This is a genomic window from Kitasatospora sp. NBC_01250 (assembly GCF_036226465.1).
Taxonomy (GTDB): Bacteria; Actinomycetota; Actinomycetes; order Streptomycetales; family Streptomycetaceae; genus Kitasatospora.
Map to the genome: position 1 here is coordinate 8,041,252 of NZ_CP108476.1, position 15,853 is coordinate 8,057,104.

General features: G+C 73.6%; 13 protein-coding genes. 5 read left to right on the forward strand and 8 right to left on the reverse strand.

Features of this window, described 5'->3' with window-relative positions:
- Nucleotides 1-17: 17 nt before the first annotated feature.
- The 3 genes from OG500_RS34005 to OG500_RS34015 form a co-directional block, all read right to left on the reverse strand.
- Nucleotides 18-563, reverse strand: a complete 546-nt coding sequence (locus OG500_RS34005; protein WP_329585871.1) for a gamma carbonic anhydrase family protein — start codon at nt 561-563, stop codon at nt 18-20.
- A 94-nt stretch (nt 564-657) separates the two neighbouring features.
- The gene (gene pth, locus OG500_RS34010; protein ID WP_327070691.1) at nt 658-1,242 is read right to left on the reverse strand and encodes an aminoacyl-tRNA hydrolase; all 585 of its coding nucleotides are present in this window, start codon (nt 1,240-1,242) and stop codon (nt 658-660) included.
- Between the two features lie 104 nt (nt 1,243-1,346).
- Nucleotides 1,347-2,075, reverse strand: coding sequence for an MBL fold metallo-hydrolase (locus OG500_RS34015; protein WP_329585875.1), 729 nt, complete (start codon nt 2,073-2,075; stop codon nt 1,347-1,349).
- A 118-nt stretch (nt 2,076-2,193) separates the two neighbouring features.
- Here OG500_RS34015 and OG500_RS34020 point away from each other — a divergent pair, with 118 nt between their 5' ends.
- Entirely contained in the window at nt 2,194-2,886 is a 693-nt protein-coding gene (locus OG500_RS34020; RefSeq protein ID WP_329585878.1) for a TetR/AcrR family transcriptional regulator, read from the forward strand.
- A gap of 51 nt (nt 2,887-2,937) precedes the next feature.
- On the opposite strand, the gene OG500_RS34025 is transcribed toward OG500_RS34020, so the two are convergent.
- The 4 genes from OG500_RS34025 to OG500_RS34040 all read right to left on the reverse strand — a co-directional run bounded on the left by OG500_RS34025 (nt 2,938) and on the right by OG500_RS34040 (nt 9,553).
- A complete protein-coding gene (locus OG500_RS34025) occupies nt 2,938-4,596 on the reverse strand; it encodes an MFS transporter (RefSeq protein WP_327071789.1) in 1,659 nt (552 codons plus the stop codon).
- 119 nt (nt 4,597-4,715) lie between these two features.
- Nucleotides 4,716-5,165: a MarR family winged helix-turn-helix transcriptional regulator gene (locus OG500_RS34030; RefSeq protein ID WP_327070694.1), complete on the reverse strand. Its 450-nt coding sequence runs from the start codon at nt 5,163-5,165 to the stop codon at nt 4,716-4,718.
- Between the two features lie 112 nt (nt 5,166-5,277).
- A complete protein-coding gene (locus OG500_RS34035) occupies nt 5,278-8,268 on the reverse strand; it encodes an AfsR/SARP family transcriptional regulator (protein ID WP_329585882.1) in 2,991 nt (996 codons plus the stop codon).
- 349 nt (nt 8,269-8,617) lie between these two features.
- On the reverse strand, nt 8,618-9,553 hold the full coding sequence (locus tag OG500_RS34040) for a hypothetical protein (protein ID WP_329585885.1): 936 nt from the start codon (nt 9,551-9,553) through the stop codon (nt 8,618-8,620).
- Nucleotides 9,554-9,971: 418 nt separating this feature from the next.
- Here OG500_RS34040 and OG500_RS34045 point away from each other — a divergent pair, with 418 nt between their 5' ends.
- On the forward strand, nt 9,972-10,424 hold the full coding sequence (locus OG500_RS34045; protein WP_329585888.1) for an SSI family serine proteinase inhibitor: 453 nt from the start codon (nt 9,972-9,974) through the stop codon (nt 10,422-10,424).
- A 142-nt stretch (nt 10,425-10,566) separates the two neighbouring features.
- On the opposite strand, the gene OG500_RS34050 is transcribed toward OG500_RS34045, so the two are convergent.
- The gene (locus OG500_RS34050; protein ID WP_329585891.1) at nt 10,567-11,244 is read right to left on the reverse strand and encodes an ArsR/SmtB family transcription factor; all 678 of its coding nucleotides are present in this window, start codon (nt 11,242-11,244) and stop codon (nt 10,567-10,569) included.
- A gap of 301 nt (nt 11,245-11,545) precedes the next feature.
- On the opposite strand from OG500_RS34050, the gene OG500_RS34055 reads away from it, so the two are divergent.
- From OG500_RS34055 to OG500_RS34065, 3 genes are all read left to right on the forward strand, one after another.
- Nucleotides 11,546-13,891, forward strand: a complete 2,346-nt coding sequence (locus tag OG500_RS34055) for an amino acid permease (protein WP_442789383.1) — start codon at nt 11,546-11,548, stop codon at nt 13,889-13,891.
- A gap of 266 nt (nt 13,892-14,157) precedes the next feature.
- A complete protein-coding gene (locus OG500_RS34060) occupies nt 14,158-15,288 on the forward strand; it encodes a fatty acid desaturase family protein (protein ID WP_329585894.1) in 1,131 nt (376 codons plus the stop codon).
- Nucleotides 15,285-15,830: a hypothetical protein gene (locus OG500_RS34065; protein WP_327070701.1), complete on the forward strand. Its 546-nt coding sequence runs from the start codon at nt 15,285-15,287 to the stop codon at nt 15,828-15,830. Before OG500_RS34060 ends, OG500_RS34065 begins: the two co-directional genes overlap by 4 nt.
- Nucleotides 15,831-15,853: the final 23 nt, after the last annotated feature.

Genomic DNA, 15,853 nt, shown 5'->3' on the forward strand with positions numbered 1-15,853 from the left:
CCGGCGCGGGCCTGGATTCAGCCTTCGTCCTGCTGCTCGGCGAGGGCTGCCCGGTGGGCCTTGGCGAGGTCGACGTAGAGCACGGCGTTGACGCTGATCGCCTCGCGCTCCTCGTCGCTGAGCGGGCGCTTGACCTTGGCGGGCACTCCGGCGACCAGGGAGCCCGGTGGGACCTGCATGCCCTGCGGCACCAGGGCCTGCGCCGCGACGATCGAACCGGCGCCGATCACCGCGCCGTTGAGCACGGTGGCGCCCATGCCGACCAGGCTGCCGTCCTCGATGGTGCAGCCGTGCAGCACGGCGTTGTGCCCGATCGAGACCCGCTCGCCGATCGTCATCGGGAACCCGAAGTCGACGTGGACCGAGCAGTTGTCCTGCACGTTGCTGCCCGCGCCGACCACGATCGGCCCGCAGTCGGCCCGCAGCACCGCCCCGTACCAGACGCTCGCCCCGGGGTGCAGCGTCACCTCGCCGACCACCACCGCCATCGGCGCGACGAAGCACTCCTCGTCCACCACCGGCCGTTGGCCCCCCACCGCCGCAATCAGTGCGCGCTGCGCCATGAGCTCTCTCCCTCTTGGTAGTCCACCTTGGTAGTCCACGATCTCTTGGCAGTCCACGATCGGGTCGACCGACGACAGCCTGGCACAGGCCCGGTCAGGCGTTGGCGGTGTGCAGTTCGTTCTGTGCCGCGTTCAGGCCGCGGGTGACGAGGGTCTCGACGGAGTCCGCGCAGCGGTCCAGCAGCGCGGGCAGCTCGGCCTGCTCGGTGGGCGAGAACGCGCCCATCACGAACGAGCCGATCGACTGCCCTTTCGGCGGGCGGCCGAGGCCGAAGCGCAGCCGGACGTAGTCGCTGGTGTTCAGCGACTTGTTCACCGAGCGCGGCCCGTTGTGCCCGCCGGGGCTGCCGCCGCGCTTCAGCCGGATGACGCCGAACGGGAAGTCCAGCTCGTCCTGGAGGACCACCAGCCGCTCCACCGGGACGCCGTAGCCGCGCATGACCGTGGCGACGGGATTGCCGGACAGGTTGATGAACCACTGCGGCTTCGCCAGCACCACGCACCGGCCGTCGATCTCGATCTCGGCGACCCGGCAGCGGCCCTTGCGGAGCCGGAACCGCGCGCCGTGCCGCTCGGCCAGCCGGTCGACGGCCAGGAAGCCGGCGTTGTGCCGGGTGGCGCGGAACCACGGCCCCGGGTTGCCCAGGCCGACCACCAGCCAGCGCTCATCGGACGTCATCGGTGTGCAGCCTCCGCTCGGTGGGCCGTCCGCAAGGAGGGGACGGCCGGAGTGGAAGGCTACCCGCCGGTTCGCCGGCGTAGCTGGGCGCCCCTGGCGCGGCGTCAGACCTGCGGACTCAGTGGGCCGCGGTTCCGCGCCACCACCGCCCGCTGCCGCGAGAGGAAGGCGTGGAAGGTCTCGGCCTCGCGCCCGGCGAGCGGGGCGCCGTGGGCGAAGCCGACGGCTCGCACGTCCTCGGGGATCCGCGCCAGGCTGCCCGCGCGCAGGGCGGGGTCGGCGGCCAGGGCGGCGGGCCCGAGCGCGGGCCGGCCGCGGTTGAAGGCCGCGTCGCCGAGCAGCACGGTGTGCGTGGGCTCGTGCAGCAGGACGACGTGGCCGGGGGTGTGGCCGGGCGTGTGGAGGACGCGCAGACCGCCGGAGTTCTCCACGAGTTCGCCGTCGTCGAGCGTCGCATCCGCATCGGTCGGGGTCCAGTGGAGCTTGGGCAGGCGGTCGATCAGGCGCCCGAACGCGCCGGAGCGTCCGGCCGCCGGGACCCGTCCGGCCGCCAGCCAGGGCTGGTCGGCCCGGTGGATGAGCAACTGGGCGCCGGTCAGGCGGCGCAGTGTGGCGGCGCCCTGGACGTGGTCGGGGTGGGCGTGGGTGAGGACCACGCGCTTGACGTCGCCGGGCTTGTGGCCGAGCTCGGCGACGGCCGCGAGCAGCGCGCCGGCCGCGCTCTCCCAGCCGACGTCGACCAGGGTGAGGCCGTCGTCGCCGGCGACGAGGAAGGCGTTGTCGCGCTTCGTGGTGGCGACACGGGTCACGCCGGGGGCGAGCTGGGTCATCATCGGGAGCTCCTCGGGGACGGCTGACGCGTATTTGCGAACGGTGTACGCGAATAACGGTAACGCCTCGCGTACACTGTTCGCAAACACGCGTCAGCAGGGCTTGAGCACGGAGGTACGGATGTCGACCGGGCGGACCGAGGACGTCATCTGGCTGCGCCCCGAGCAGGCGTCGGTCGGCCGGCCCGCCGAGCGCAGCCGTGCCGAGATCACCGCCGCCGCCGTCGCGCTGGCGGACCGGGAGGGCCTGGACGCCGTCTCGATGCGCCGCCTGGCGGGGGAGCTGGGCACCGGCGCGGCCTCGCTCTACCGCTACCTCGCCACCCGTGACGACCTGCTCGACCTGATGACCGACGCCACCGGCGCCGAGTACGCCCTGGCCCCGCCCAGCGGTGACTGGCTCGCCGACCTCGTGGCGGTCGGACGGCAGGCGCGCGCCATCATGCGGCGCCACCCCTGGCTGCCCGCCCTGGTGGCCACCCGGCCGACGCTGGGGCCCAACGGCGCCGCACTGCTGGAGCACGTCCTCGCGGTGCTCGCCGACCACCCGGCCGCGGCGGCCATCAAGCTGGAGGCGTTCGCCATGCTCAACGCCGTCACCACCGCGCTGGTGCAGCACGAGCTCGGCGGCGGCGAGGAGGCCCGGCGCCGCCAGGCCGGCTACCTGTGGCACCTGGCGCAGCAGGGCGAACACCCGCACCTGGCCGAGCTGTTGGGCCGGCTGGCCCCGGCGCCGCCAGGTGCCGACGACACGGCGGACGACATCCTCGCCCGCGTGCTCAGCGGCATCCTGGCGGCGGGGCCGGCCTGCTAGGGTCGGCCGGCCGAAGTCGGCCGACCGGGGCTTGTCAGCCCTGACGCAGCGTCAGGCCGACGACCGCGCCGGCTGCTTGGCCTCGCTCGCCGCGGCCTGCCCGGTGCCCCCGGAGCGCCCGCGCAGCGCCGAGGCGAGCGCGCCGATCAGCGCCATCACCGCCGCCGCCCCGAAGACCGTGACGAGCCCGTGGTGGAACGGCCCGGAGACCAGCTCGGGGAAGAACCGCGTACCGGTCAGCACGTGTGCGTTCTGCGCCGGCAGCGTGTGCAGCACGCCGCTGGGGCCGAGCAGATGGCCCACCGGGTTGTTGCCCAGGAAGGTGGCGAACAGCGTGCTCACCGGCGGCAGTGCGGCCACCTGCTGTGCGGTGGCCGCGGGGACCTGCTGGGCCTGCAGGCCGGCGCTCAGCGTGTGCGGCAGCGTGCCGGCCAGGCCCACCACCATGAGCGAGAAGAAGAGCCCGATCGACAGCGCCGTCCCGGAGTTCTGGAAGGTCGAGCGCATGCCGGAGGCCACCCCGCGCTGCTCGGCCGGCACGCTGCCCATGATCGCGGAGGTGTTCGGCGCCGAGAACATGCCCTGGCCGAGCCCGCTGAGCAGCAGCAGGGCGGCGAAGGCGGGGTAGGAGAAGTTCACCGGCAGGGCGAGCAGGCCGAGGAACGAGGCCGCCACCAGCAGCAGCCCGGTGGTGGCGAAGAAGCGCGCGCCGAAGCGGTCCGAGAGGTAGCCGGAGGCCGGGCCGCCGATCAGGAACCCGACGGTCAGCGGCAGCATGAAGATGCCCGCCCACAGCGGGGTGCGCTCGAAGTCGTAGCCGTGCAGCGGGAGCCAGATGCCCTGCAGCCAGATGATCAGCATGAACTGCATGCCGCCGCGGGCGATCGCGATCAGCAGCGCGGCCAGGTTCCCGGCGGCGAAGGCGCGGATCCGGAACAGGCGCAGCTGGAACATCGGTTCGGCGATCCGGGTCTCCGCCACGCAGAACGTGAGGAGCAGCAGCACGCCGGTGCTCAGCCCGCCGATCACCCAGGGGTTGGTCCAGCCGGTGGAGTTGCCGCCGTAGGGCTGGATGCCGTAGGTGACGGCGGCCAGCAGGGTGCCGGCGCCGGCGGTGAAGGTGAGGTTGCCGACCCAGTCGATCCGCCCGGGCCTGCGGGTGCCGGTCTCGCGCAGGCTGCGGTAGGACCAGAAGGTGCCGATCACGCCGATCGGCACGCTGACCCAGAACACCGCGCGCCAGTCGATGGTGGCCAGCACGCCGCCCACGAGCAGGCCGAGGAACATGCCCGCCAGCGCGGTGATCTGGTTGATGCCCAGCGCCATCCCGCGCTGGCGGGCCGGGAAGGCGTCGGTGAGGATGGCGGCCGAGTTGGCGGTCAGCATCGACCCGCCGACGGCCTGCACCACCCGGAACCCGATCAGCCACAGCGCGCCCGGGCCGCCCCGGAACGGGTCGAGCGAGAGGGCGAGCGAGGCGCAGGCGAAGATGGCGAAGCCGAGGTTGTACATCCGGACCCGGCCGAACATGTCGCCGAGCCGGCCGAGCACGACCACCAGCACGGCGGAGACCAGCGTGTAGCCGAGGATCATCCAGAGCAGGTAGCCGATGTTGGCGGGGGCCAGCGGGTCCAGGCCGATGCCGCGGAAGATCGCGGGCAGCGAGATGATCACGATCGAGCTGTCGATGGTCGCGATCATCACGCCCATGGTGGTGTTGGAGAGCGCCACCCACTTGTACCGCTCGCCCGCCTCCCGCCCCGCGCCGCTGGCGGTGCTGCCCTGCGCGGCCCCGCTCCCGGCTCCGGCCGCGCGGCCGGCGGGGCCCTTCACAACCGCTCCGCGAGGCGGTCGAGCAGCGGCAGCAGGCGCAGCAGCTCCTGCCGCTCGGCGGGGTCGAACTCCCGCTCGATGGCGCCGGCCAGCAGCTGGACGGACTCCGAGCGCCGGTCGGTCAGCAGCTCCCGGCCCGCCTCGGTGACGCTCAGCACCGAGCGGCGCCCGTCACCGGCGTCGGGGCGGCGCAGCACCAGGCCGCGCTCCTCCAGCCCGGCCAGCGTGGTCGCCATGGCCTGCGGGCGCACCCGCTCCAGCTCGGCGAGCGAGCCGGGGGAGTCCGCGCCGTCCCGGTCCAGCCGGTTCAGCACCGAGACCTCGGAGTGGGTGAGGTCGCCCACGGTGTGGGCCTGCCGCACGCGGCGCGCGATGCGGCCCACGACGAGCCGCAGAGCGGCTCCGGTCTCGACCGCCTCGTTCGAGGGGGGTGTCGTCTCGTCCATGTAGTAACAATAGATTAATCAATCAGATGTAACTACCCCTGCTGGTGAACTGCTGGGCGGAGCTCTCCGGCCGGTGCGCCGGTTTCAGTGCGTCGCGTTCAGTGCGCCGGGTTCAATGCGTCAGGGTCGCCTCGATGCCGGCCAGCTGTTCGGTGAGTGCGGTGGCGACGTGGCCGTGCAGTTGGTGCAGGTTGATCGCCATGCGCAGGTGCTCGGCGGCCTCGTCCAGGCGGCCCAGGTCCACCAGGAAGGAGGCGTACCACTTCTCCGCCACGGCCTGCAGGTGCAGGAAGCCGGACTCCCGGGTGGTGGACAGGATGGTGGCCCACAGGGGTTCGGTGGCGGCCGAGTCGCCCAGCAGGTGCAGGATCTGCGCCTCGTTCAGGGTGGCCAGCAGGTTGAGGGTGGCGGCCGGGTAGTCGGTGAGCAGCCGGCGGGCCTCGCGGGCGTGGGTCAGGGCGGCGACGGGGTCGCCCGTCATCAGCTTGATCGTGGCGGCGTAGCCCTCCGCGGCGCCCTGGTGCTCGGGCAGCGCGCCGACCTCGGCGGAGCGGCTCAGCTCGACCGCGCGGTCGGCCAGCTCCCGGCCCCGGGTCAGGTCGCCGCACTCGGTGCTGATCAGCCCCAGCGAGTAGACCGCGCGCAGATGGGTGTTCCCGTCCGCGGGCACGGTGCGCGCCACCGCCTGCTCGGCCAGGCCCAGCGCCTCGGCCTGGAAGGAGACGCCGAACAGTGCGTTGGCCAGGGCGCCTTCGAGGACGGCCACGGCCTGGGGCGACCCGGTGCGTTCGGCGGCCCGCAGGCCCGCGCGCAGGCAGACCAGCTCGTCGGTGAGGCGGCCCGTCCCGTAGTAGAGGCTCTCCGAGATGCGGGCCATCCGCCAGGCGTGCTCGTGGCGGCCGTCGGTGCTCGCGGCGGTGACCAGGGCGCGGATGGTCGGCTCCTCCGGGCGGAACCAGGCCAGCGCGGCGCGGGCGTCGGCCGGCTGCGGACACGACAGCGGCGGGTGGCTGCGCTCGCCGTAGCTCTCGATGCCCGGGTCCAGGTGGTCGGAGGCCAGTCGCAGGGCCGTCAGGTAGTAGTCGAGCAGGCGGTCGGAGCTGAGCCTGCGCTCCTCGGCCGGCTGCTCCGCGTACAGCTCCATGCTGAACAGGCGGATCAGGTCGTGCCGGGTGTAGCGGCCGGGGATGTTCTCGGTGAGCAGGTGGTAGGCGGCCAGCTCGCCCAGGGTGCGGCGCGCGTCGTGCAGTTGGCAGCCGAGCAGCGCCGCCGCCGCGTAGCCGTCCACCTCGCGCCCCGGGTGGGCCGCCAGCAGGGTCACCAATCTGGCTGCGGTGGACGAGAGGTGACGGTAGGTCAGGGTCAGTGCGGCCCGCACGCTGGTGGCGCCCTGGGTGTCCAGGGTGTTCAACCGGGTGCGTTCGTCGGTGAGTTCGGCGACCACATCGCCGATCGCCCAGCTCGGCCGGGAGGCCAGCCGGGAGGCGGCGATCCGCAGCGCCAGCGGAAGGCGGTCGCACAGGGCGATCAGGCGCTGCGCGGCCTGCGGTTCGGCCTGGACCCGCAGGGGGGTGAGCACCCGCTCCAGCAGCCCCAGCGCGTCGTCGTCGGGCAGTGCCTCCAGCCGCAGCAGCGCGGCGCCCTCGGTGACCACCAGGTCCTCCAGCGAGTTGCGGCTGGTGACCACCGTCGCGCAGGCCGGGCCGATCGGCAGCAGGCCCACCACGTCGGCCGCGCTGCGGGCGTTGTCGAGCACCACGAGCAGCCGGCGCCGCTCGGTCCGGGACCGGTAGAGGGCGCCGCGGGCGGCGGCACCCTCGGGAATGTCGCCCTCGGCCACGCCCAGCGCGATCAGGAACTGCCCGAGCACCTCGCTCTGGGCGACCGGGCCGGCCGGATCGAAGCCGCGCAGGTCCACGAAGAGCTGGCCGTCCGGGAAGGCCTCGGCGGCGCTGTGGGCCCAGCGGATGACGGTGGCGCTCTTGCCGACGCCGGCCGGGCCGACCACCACGGCCAGCCCGTCGCCGACCCGGTCCGCGCCGCACTCGCGGTCCAGCCAGTGCGACTCCAGGCTGCGCCCGACGAACCCGGCGATCTGGCGCGGCAGTTGCCTGCTGATGGTGGTGGGCGGTGTGGCCCCGGGGGCGGCGGGTTCGGCCGGGAGCCCGGCGACGGGGCCGGCCTCGGCGGGGGCGTTGGCGTCACGCCGGGGCATGGGCGGCCCGGTGACGGCGCCCGCGGTCGGCGGCCCGCTCACGGTCGGCTGCTCGCCGGTGGCGGGCTGCTCCGTCACGGGCTGCTCGGTGGCGGGCCGGTGCGGCGGGCGGGGGGTGCGGTGGCTCTCCGGGGCCGGCAGCGCCTCGTCGCTCAGGGCGGCGGCGAAGGCGGCCCGGAGCACGGGGCCGGGGGCGACGCCCAGCTGGCTGTCCAGGCGCTCGCGGGCCTGGTGGTAGGCGCTCAGCGCGTCCGCGGTCCGGCCCGCCTGGTGGAGGCAGCGGATCAGCAGGGCGGCCACCGGTTCGCGCAGGCCGTCCGCGCGCACGCTCTGTTCCAGTGCGGGGACGGCGGCGGCCCCGGTGCCGAGGCGCAGCTGCAGTTCGGACCAGCTGATCAGCACCTGGGTCCAGGACTCCTGGAGCCGCCCGGCCAGTGCCCGGCGCAGCTCGGTGTCGGGCAGGTCGGCCAGCGGGGCGCCGTGCCACAGGTCCAGCGCCTGCTGGAGCAGCGTGGCGGCCTCGGTGTCGGGGACGGGGTCCCCGGAGGCCGGTGCTGCTTCGGCGCGGGCGACCAGATCGTCGAAGCCTCCGAGGTCCACCTGCTCCGGCGCGCCGGTCAGCAGGTAGCCGGGCGTCCGGGTGTGCAGCGTGAAGGTGCTGTCCACCAGCACCTTGCGCAGCGCCGCGATGTGTCCCTGCAGTGCGGCCCGGGCGTGGGCGGGCGGGTGGTCGCCCCAGAGCAGTTCGAAGAAGCGCTCGACTGCCACCGGACGGCCCAACTGCAGCGCGAGCAGGGCCAGAACCGCCCGCCGCTGGGAGCCGGCCACCTCCAGGAGCCTGCCGTCCTCGGCGCGCAGTTCCACCGGGCCCAGCAGCCGAATCCCCATGAGTCCCCTTAGCTCCGACCCGCACGCGCAACGGTTGGAGTTGCCAACCGGGCGAGCAGTCTAACCATGGCCGGAGAAGGAAAAAGACCGTGCTTGCTCGTCTTGTTGATGTCTTGTTACGCACTCTGATCGATGCTGAATGGCTGTGATCAGGAACTGTTGTGCCCCATCGGGCACTCGGCGATCTCCGCCGCCCGCCCCGGAGGGTTCAACGGATCGCTGTGATCTCTGTCATATCCTCCGTGTCCGTCCGATATCCGCGCTGGTCAGGGCCGGGCCAGGACAGCGTCCGCACCGGTCGGGACGCGGTCCGGGGCGCGGTTGCGGCACGGTCGGCGCGCGGGTCGGGTCAGGGTGCGCCGGCGGCCTCCCAGTATCCCGGCGCGCGTGGTGCCCGGCCGCGCAGGTCGGCCCGGACCTGCTCGGCCAGGCGTCGGGTGTCGCGGCGGTTCAGCTGCGCGCCGAGCGCGGAGCCGATCAGCAGCGGCGTGAGCGAGGGCAGCTTGCGCAGCGAACCGCGGGTCAGCCGGCGGCTGACCTGTCTGCGCACTCGGGCACCAGCGCCCATGGCCAGCAGCCCGCTCGGCTGCAACAGGCGGATGCTGTCGATGCCGCGCCGGTCGGCCCAGGCGCCGAGGTAGGCGGTGGCCCGCTCGGTGCGGCTGCCGACGGCCGGCTGCCCGTAGGCCTCGTGCAGTTCGGCGATCAGCTTGACCTCCACGGCTGCCACCGCCAGCAGCTCCGCCGCCAGCTCGGCGGTGACCGCGACGGTCGGCACCACGGCTGCCGCGCCGACGCCCGCCCCGATCGCGGTGGTGGCACGGCAGGCGCCGGTGGCCAACCGGTCGGCCAGTTCCTCGGGGCTGTCGGCCCGCGGGTACTGGCGGCGCAGGGTGGCCAGGTCGCGGACCGGGATCCGCGGGGCGGTGGCGAGCAGGTGGCCGGCCAGTGACCGCCGGCCGGCGTTGGCCCGGCGGGAGGCCGCGGTGGTGCGGCCGGTTAGGGAACGGCTGATCCGGCCCAGTGCGACCCGGGCCCGCGCCGTGCGGTCGGGAGCCTGCGGCGCGGTGGCCGTGTCCAGTTCCGCCAGCTCGGCGGTCAGTTCGGCGAGCCGCCGCTCGGCCTCGGCGCCGTCGCCGGCGCCGGCGCCGGTGGGGCCGCTGGTGGGGCCGTGGGTCGGGCTGTGCGCGGGGCTGCCCGTGGAGCTCTCGGCGAGCCGGTCCGCGGCACCCTCGGTGCGGCCGGCGTGCGGACCGTGGCGGTGGTTCCTGCGAAGAATGCCCATGTCCCACGCGTACCCGTCCCGGCCCGCGCCACGCAACCGGGGAGCCCCGAGGGCGTCCCGGGGCAGGGGGCCGGCGACCGCCGTGGCGCCGGTCGCGAGGTGAACGCTGGGTTTCCGTCTCGTTGCCACCCGTGATGTCCGGTCCTTGATCACCGCATTTCGGCCCCGCAAGGGGGCCGTCTCGGCCGTTCGGGGGTGGCTTTGGTTCGGGGGGTGACGGTGCGCGTGCGGCCGACCGCACCGCAGGGGCCGGTGTCGGAGGGGGCTCGACGAGTCGGCCGTGGCGGCTGTGGCGACGAGTTTCGGTCGATCTGGTGAGGCGGCCACTGGCTGCCTCGGCATGATCGATTATGGGCATGTCAACTCCATGTGGTGATACTGCGGTCACTGTCCGTTCAGTCGACCAAGGGAGTTCGACATGCGTACCAAGAACGTCCTCGCCGCCGCCCTCGCGGCCACCGCCGCCCTCGTGCTGGGTGCGGCGACCGCCGCCCCCGCGACCGCGGCCCCCGCTGTTCGCACCCAGGCGACGTCGCCCGACGTCGCCACCCCCGCCCCCGATGCCCTGGTGCTCACCCTGACGGGTGCCAATGGGCAGAACGTGGCCCAATGGGAGCGCACCGTGATGCTCAGCTGTCAGCCGACCACCGGTGGCGACCACCCCGACGCCGCCGCGGCCTGTGCCGGACTGGCCGGCGTCCAGGGCGACTTCGCCGCCCTCCCGGTCGCCCACATGGCGTGCCCGGACCTCTTCCTGCCGGTCACGGCCGCCGCCCAGGGCTTCTGGAACGGCCAACCGCTCTCCTACCAGCAGACGTTCACCAACCAGTGCGACCTGATCCGAGCCACCGGCCAGATATTCAACTTCTGACGGCCGAGACCAACTGCCGCACCACACACAGAGATCCGACGGCCCGTGGCCGACTCGCCGAACGAGTCGGACCCGGGCCGTCCGTCGCTTCCGGCGACCCCGCGCCGGGCGGCCGCGGGCGGTGCGGGGCGGGTGGCGCTGCTCACGAAGCGTCACCGCCGTCCGCCCGCTCGCCCGCGGCCGCACCGGGCTCGTCCGAGCCCCGCACCTGCTCGCCCGCGCCCCGCACCCGCTCGTCCGTGGCCTCCGGCAGGGCGTACCGCATCAACCGCACCCCGCGACTGCCCGCCGGCCGGTCGGCGGGCTCGCGCATCACGTACGGCGCGAGCAGCTGCTCGATCCCGTCCCAGAGCTCGGCGAGCTCCTCGGTGCTGAGCACCACGCGGGTGTTGGCCAGGCCGGCGTGCTTGCGCCACTCGGGGTCGAGCCCGGGCTCGACCTCGGCGAGCCAGCGGTTCGGCAGGTCGCCGGAGCGCAGGAACATCTGCCGGGACAGCGCGCGGGCCGCCGCCGTCCCCTCGCCGTCTCCGCCCACCTCGAAGCGGAAGCCGCGCGCCACCGCCTGCCAGCGCCGCTGCCTGCGGTCGGGACCGGGCTCGGCGTCGCGGACCAGGCCGAAGCCCGCCAGGTGGCGCAGGTGCCAGCTGGTCACCGTCGGGGTCGCGCCCACCTCGGGGGCCAGCTGGGTCGCGGTCGCCGGGCCGTGGCGCTGCAGGCGCTCCAGGATCGCCAGGCGCACGGGGTGTGCCAGCGCTCGCATGGTCTGCGGATCGGTGATCTCGAGGTCGCCCAGGTGGTTCGTGGGCCTGCCGTCTTCCATAATCTGAGAGCATCCTCTCAGGAATTGTGAGAGTCAAGCTTCATAACTCTGTGCAATCAAAGAGGTCGCCATCGTGGCCCCGGCGCCGCCCGTAGGGGGCGCAGGGCGGTGCCGGTCCGCACAGGCGACAAGAACCCGATAAGAACTCGTCAAGAACGGGCTGAGAGCGCTCCAGAGTTCGCCACGGCCGTCAAGAAGGCGCTAAGCAGTTCAGGTGCAAATTGACGATGTCACTACCGCGGCGCCGCAGCGCCCTGTCGGCGTGGCGGCTGGACCCGAGGTCCTGCCTCCCGAGGTCGACCTGCCCGAGACCCTTGGCTACCGGGTGAAGAAGGTCCTGCTGGGGCCGCCCCTGGTGACCTCGGAGCTGCACAACGAGAAGCTCTCGAAGCCGATCGCGCTCGGTGTGCTGGCCCCGGACTGCATCAGCTCCAGCGCCTACGGCACCGAGCAGATGCTCACCGTGCTGGTGCCCACCTTCGGCGTGCTGGGCTTCGCGCTGGTGATGCCGGTGACCGGCGTCATCCTCGCGCTGCTGCTCCTGCTCACGCTCTCCTACCGCGACGTCGTCATGACGTACACCCGGGCCGGCGGCTCCTACGTGGTGGCCCGGGAGAACTTCGGCCCGCGGGTGGCGCAGGTCGCCGCGGTGGCGCTGCTGATCGACTACATCGTCACGGTCGCCGTGCAGACGGCGGCCGGCACCGACGCGGTGGCCTCGCTGCTCCAGCTGCTGTTCCACACGGACATCAACGGCGAGAAGCTCTACATCACCCTCGGCGTGGTCTGCCTGCTCTGCTACGGCAACCTGCGCGGCATCCGCGAGGCGGGCAAGGCGTTCTCGCTGCCCACCTACCTGTTCATCCTGGCCACCGGCCTGACCGTGGTCTTCGGCCTCTTCCGGCTGTTCACCGGCACCCTGCCGCACCTGAGCGACGCCGACCTGCACGCCCCCGGCGTGATCGACATCGGCCACTCCTCCGGCAGCCTGATGACCTTCGCCTCGATGTTCGTCCTGGCGCGCGCCTTCGCCAACGGCGGCTCCTCGCTGACCGGTCTGGAGGCCATCTCCAACGGCGTCAGCGCCTTCCGCGAGCCGCAGGGCAACAACGCCCGCCGCACCCTGGTGATCATGAGCGCCACGCTCGGCGCCCTGGTGCTCGGCGTCTCCGTGCTGGCCTGGAAGACCCACGCCGTGCCGTTCAGCTCGGGGAGCCCGACCGTGCTCGCCCAGGAGGCGCACCTGGTGTTCGGGCAGAGCGGCTTCGGCTCGGTGATGTTCGCCTTCGTCCAGGTGGCCACCGCGCTGATCCTCTACACCGGCGGCAACACCTCGTTCAACGGCTTCCCGTTCCTGGCCAGCTTCGTCGCCGAGGACTCCTTCCTGCCCCGGCAGCTGACCATCCGCGGCCACCGCCTCGCCTTCTCCAACGGCATCATCGTGCTCACCGGTGTGTCGCTGATCCTGCTGCTGGTCACCGACGGCGACCTCAGCCGGCTGGTCTCGCTCTACGCGATCGGCGTCTTCACCGGCTTCGTGATGGCCGCGAGCGGCCTGGTGAAGTACCACTGGACCCGCCAGGAGAAGGGCCGCACGGCGAAGGTCGCGGTCAACGCCGCCGCGGCGGTGGCCTCCGCCGCGGTCGTGGTGATCTTCGCGGTCACCAAGTTCACCGAGGGCGCCTGGACGGTCGTGGTGATCTTCCCGATCGGCGTGTGGGCGCTGATCCGCACCAACTCCCGCTACCGCGCCGAGAGCTCCGCGCTGGCCGCCGCACCGGCCTCCGCCAGCCTGCCCAACCGCGACCGCAGCGCGGTCTTCGTGCTCGTCGACCGGCTCGACCTGGCCGCGATCCGGGCGCTGCACCACGGCCGCAGCCTGCGGCCCACCGAGCTGCGTGCGGTGCACTTCATGGTCGACGACCGGCACGCCGAGCGGCTGCGCACCGAGTGGGAGCAGAGCCGGGCCGCGGACGTCCCGCTGGAGATCGTCGACTGCCCGGACCGCCGGCTGCGCCGCTCCACCGCCGAACTGGCGGCCCGGGCCACCGCCGACGGCCGCACCCGGGTCACCCTGGTGATCCCGCGCCGCGCCTACGGCACCTTCATAGGCCGGCTGCTGCACGCCCGGGTCGGCGACCGGATCGCCGGCGCGGCCAGCCGCCTGCCCAACGTGGCCGCCACCATCGTGCCGTTCGACGTCAGCCAGGCCATCGACGACATGGGCACCGTGACCCGGGAGGGCTCCGCGGTGCCGGCCCAGGGCTCCGCCGCACCGCGCACCGGCAAGGGCGTCCAGGCGCCCGCCGAGTGCTCCTCGCCCGACCCGGCCACCGTGCCCGCGCCGCGCACCGACGGCCTCACCCACATGCGCGACCTGGTCTGGCGCGAGCGGGCCGGCGTCGAGGGCCAGGTGCGCTCGGTCAACCTCACCCCGGTCTCGGGCGTGCCGCGCCTGGAGTGCCGGCTCTACGACGAGACCGGCGGCATCACCCTGATCTTCTACGGCCGCCGCGACGTGCCGGGCATCAGCCCCGGTGTGCGGCTGCGCGCCGAAGGCATGGTGGGCAACACGGACGGCCGGCTGACCATCGCCAACCCCACCTACACCCTGCTCCCCAAGGCCGAAGTCCCGGCCGAGAGCTGAGCAGCGTGACGACTGCGGCGGTACCGAGGTCTCCCCGGTGCCGCCGCAGTCGTGTGCGCGGGGCCTTCCCTCCACTCCCGGGGGGTGGTTAACCCCACCCTGCGAGCGCGGTAACCCCCCTGCGGCTTCGGGTGGTGGCCGCATGGCCGCGGTGGGTGGCGGATCCGTACGTTTCATGGTGTCAGCGCAGGTCACTGCGGGGGCGGGGGCTCACCGGCGATCCAGCGCAGGGCCGTGGGTCCCGTCGACGACCCAGGGGAGACGCCATGCCACCGATCAGCACCACCCTCAGCGGCGCCACGGCCACGGCCACGGCCACGGCGACCGCGCCGCCGCGCGCCGGCAGCGAGTTCGCGCCGCTGCTGCGGGCGGTCCGGGGCGCGGGGCTGCTGGAGCGCCGGACCGGCTGGTACGCGCGCTGCATCGCCGTCAACGCGCTCACGCTGGCCGCCACCCTCACCGGCCTGCTGCTGGTCGGGAACAGCTGGTGGGGGCTGCTGCTGGCGCTGCCGCTCTCGCTCGTCTGGGCCCGCACCGCCTTCCTCGGGCACGACGCGGGCCATGCCCAGATCACCAGTGGCCGGCGGTCGGGGCGGGTGCTCGGCCTGGTGCACGCCAACCTGCTGCTCGGCATGAGCTACGGATGGTGGAACGACAAGCACAACCGCCACCACGCCAATCCCAACCACCTCGACAAGGATCCGGACGTCGGCGTCGGCGCCATGGTCTGGACCCAGCGCCAGGCCGAGCAGCGGGTGGGCCTGGCCCGCTGGCTGACCCGCAACCAGGCCTGGCTCTTCCTGCCCATGCTGACGCTGGAGGGGATCGCGCTCAAGGTCTCGGGCCTGCAGGACCTCAAGCGCCAGGCACCGCGTGAGCGCGCCGCCGAGGGCCTGCTCCTGCTGCTCCACCTGGCCGGCTACGCGGGCCTGCTGCTGACCGTCTTCTCCCCGGGCCGGGCGCTGGCCTTCGCGCTGCTCCATCACGCCCTGTTCGGCCTGCACCTCGGCCTGGCCTTCGCCCCCAACCACAAGGGGATGGAGATGCCCGACGGGCAGGACGAGGGCTGGGGCCATCTGCGCCGCCAGGTGCTCACCTCGCGCAACGTGCGCGGCGGCCTGCTCACCGACTGGATCCTCGGCGGGCTGAACTACCAGATCGAGCACCACCTGTTCCCCAACATGCCGCGCCCCCACCTGCGACGGGCCCAGCCGCTGGTGCGCGCGCACTGCGCGGCGGTGGGCATCGCCTACACCGAGACCTCGCTCGTCGACTCCTACCGCCAGGCGTTCCGCCACATGCACGGGGTCGGCGCCCCGCTGCGTGGCGGGCCTGACCTGCGTGGCACTGACCTGCGCGGATCGCGGCCGCCGGCGGCTGGCAGACTGGCGGCATGAACGATGAGCACCGCGCCGGCAGCCCCGAGAGCCGCGTCAGCCAGGAGAGCCGCATCGACGACATCCGCTTCGGGATCGTCGAACTGACCGTGGACCCCGAGGCGGGCCACATCACGGTGACCGGCCCGAAGCTCCCGCCGGTCGCCCTGCGGCGCAGCCCCGGGACCGACTCCGACCGCCGCTCCCCGATCGGCACCCGGGCCCCCGCGCTGCTGGAGCTCGAGATCGACGGCACGGTGGTGGCGGTCGACCCCGGCCTCGGCTTCGTCAGCCGGCGCTCGCGCCGCGTCGACGTCCGCCACGACGGCCGGCACTACCGGCTCACCCCGACCGCGGACGACCGCAGCACGCTGCTCCGCGACGACCACCGGATCGGCGAGTTCGTCCTGTCGCCCGACGCGGTGGCCGGTGCGGACTGGGACGTCGAGTCGCAGATCGCCCCGCTGGAGGCGGCCCTCGGCTACCTGCTGGCCGCGGCCTTCGGCGTCGGGGCGCCGGGGTTCGTGAAGTCCGCGATCGGGGCGGGCACCGTCGCGTTCTGACCGGTGGCGCACCGCCGGGGGAT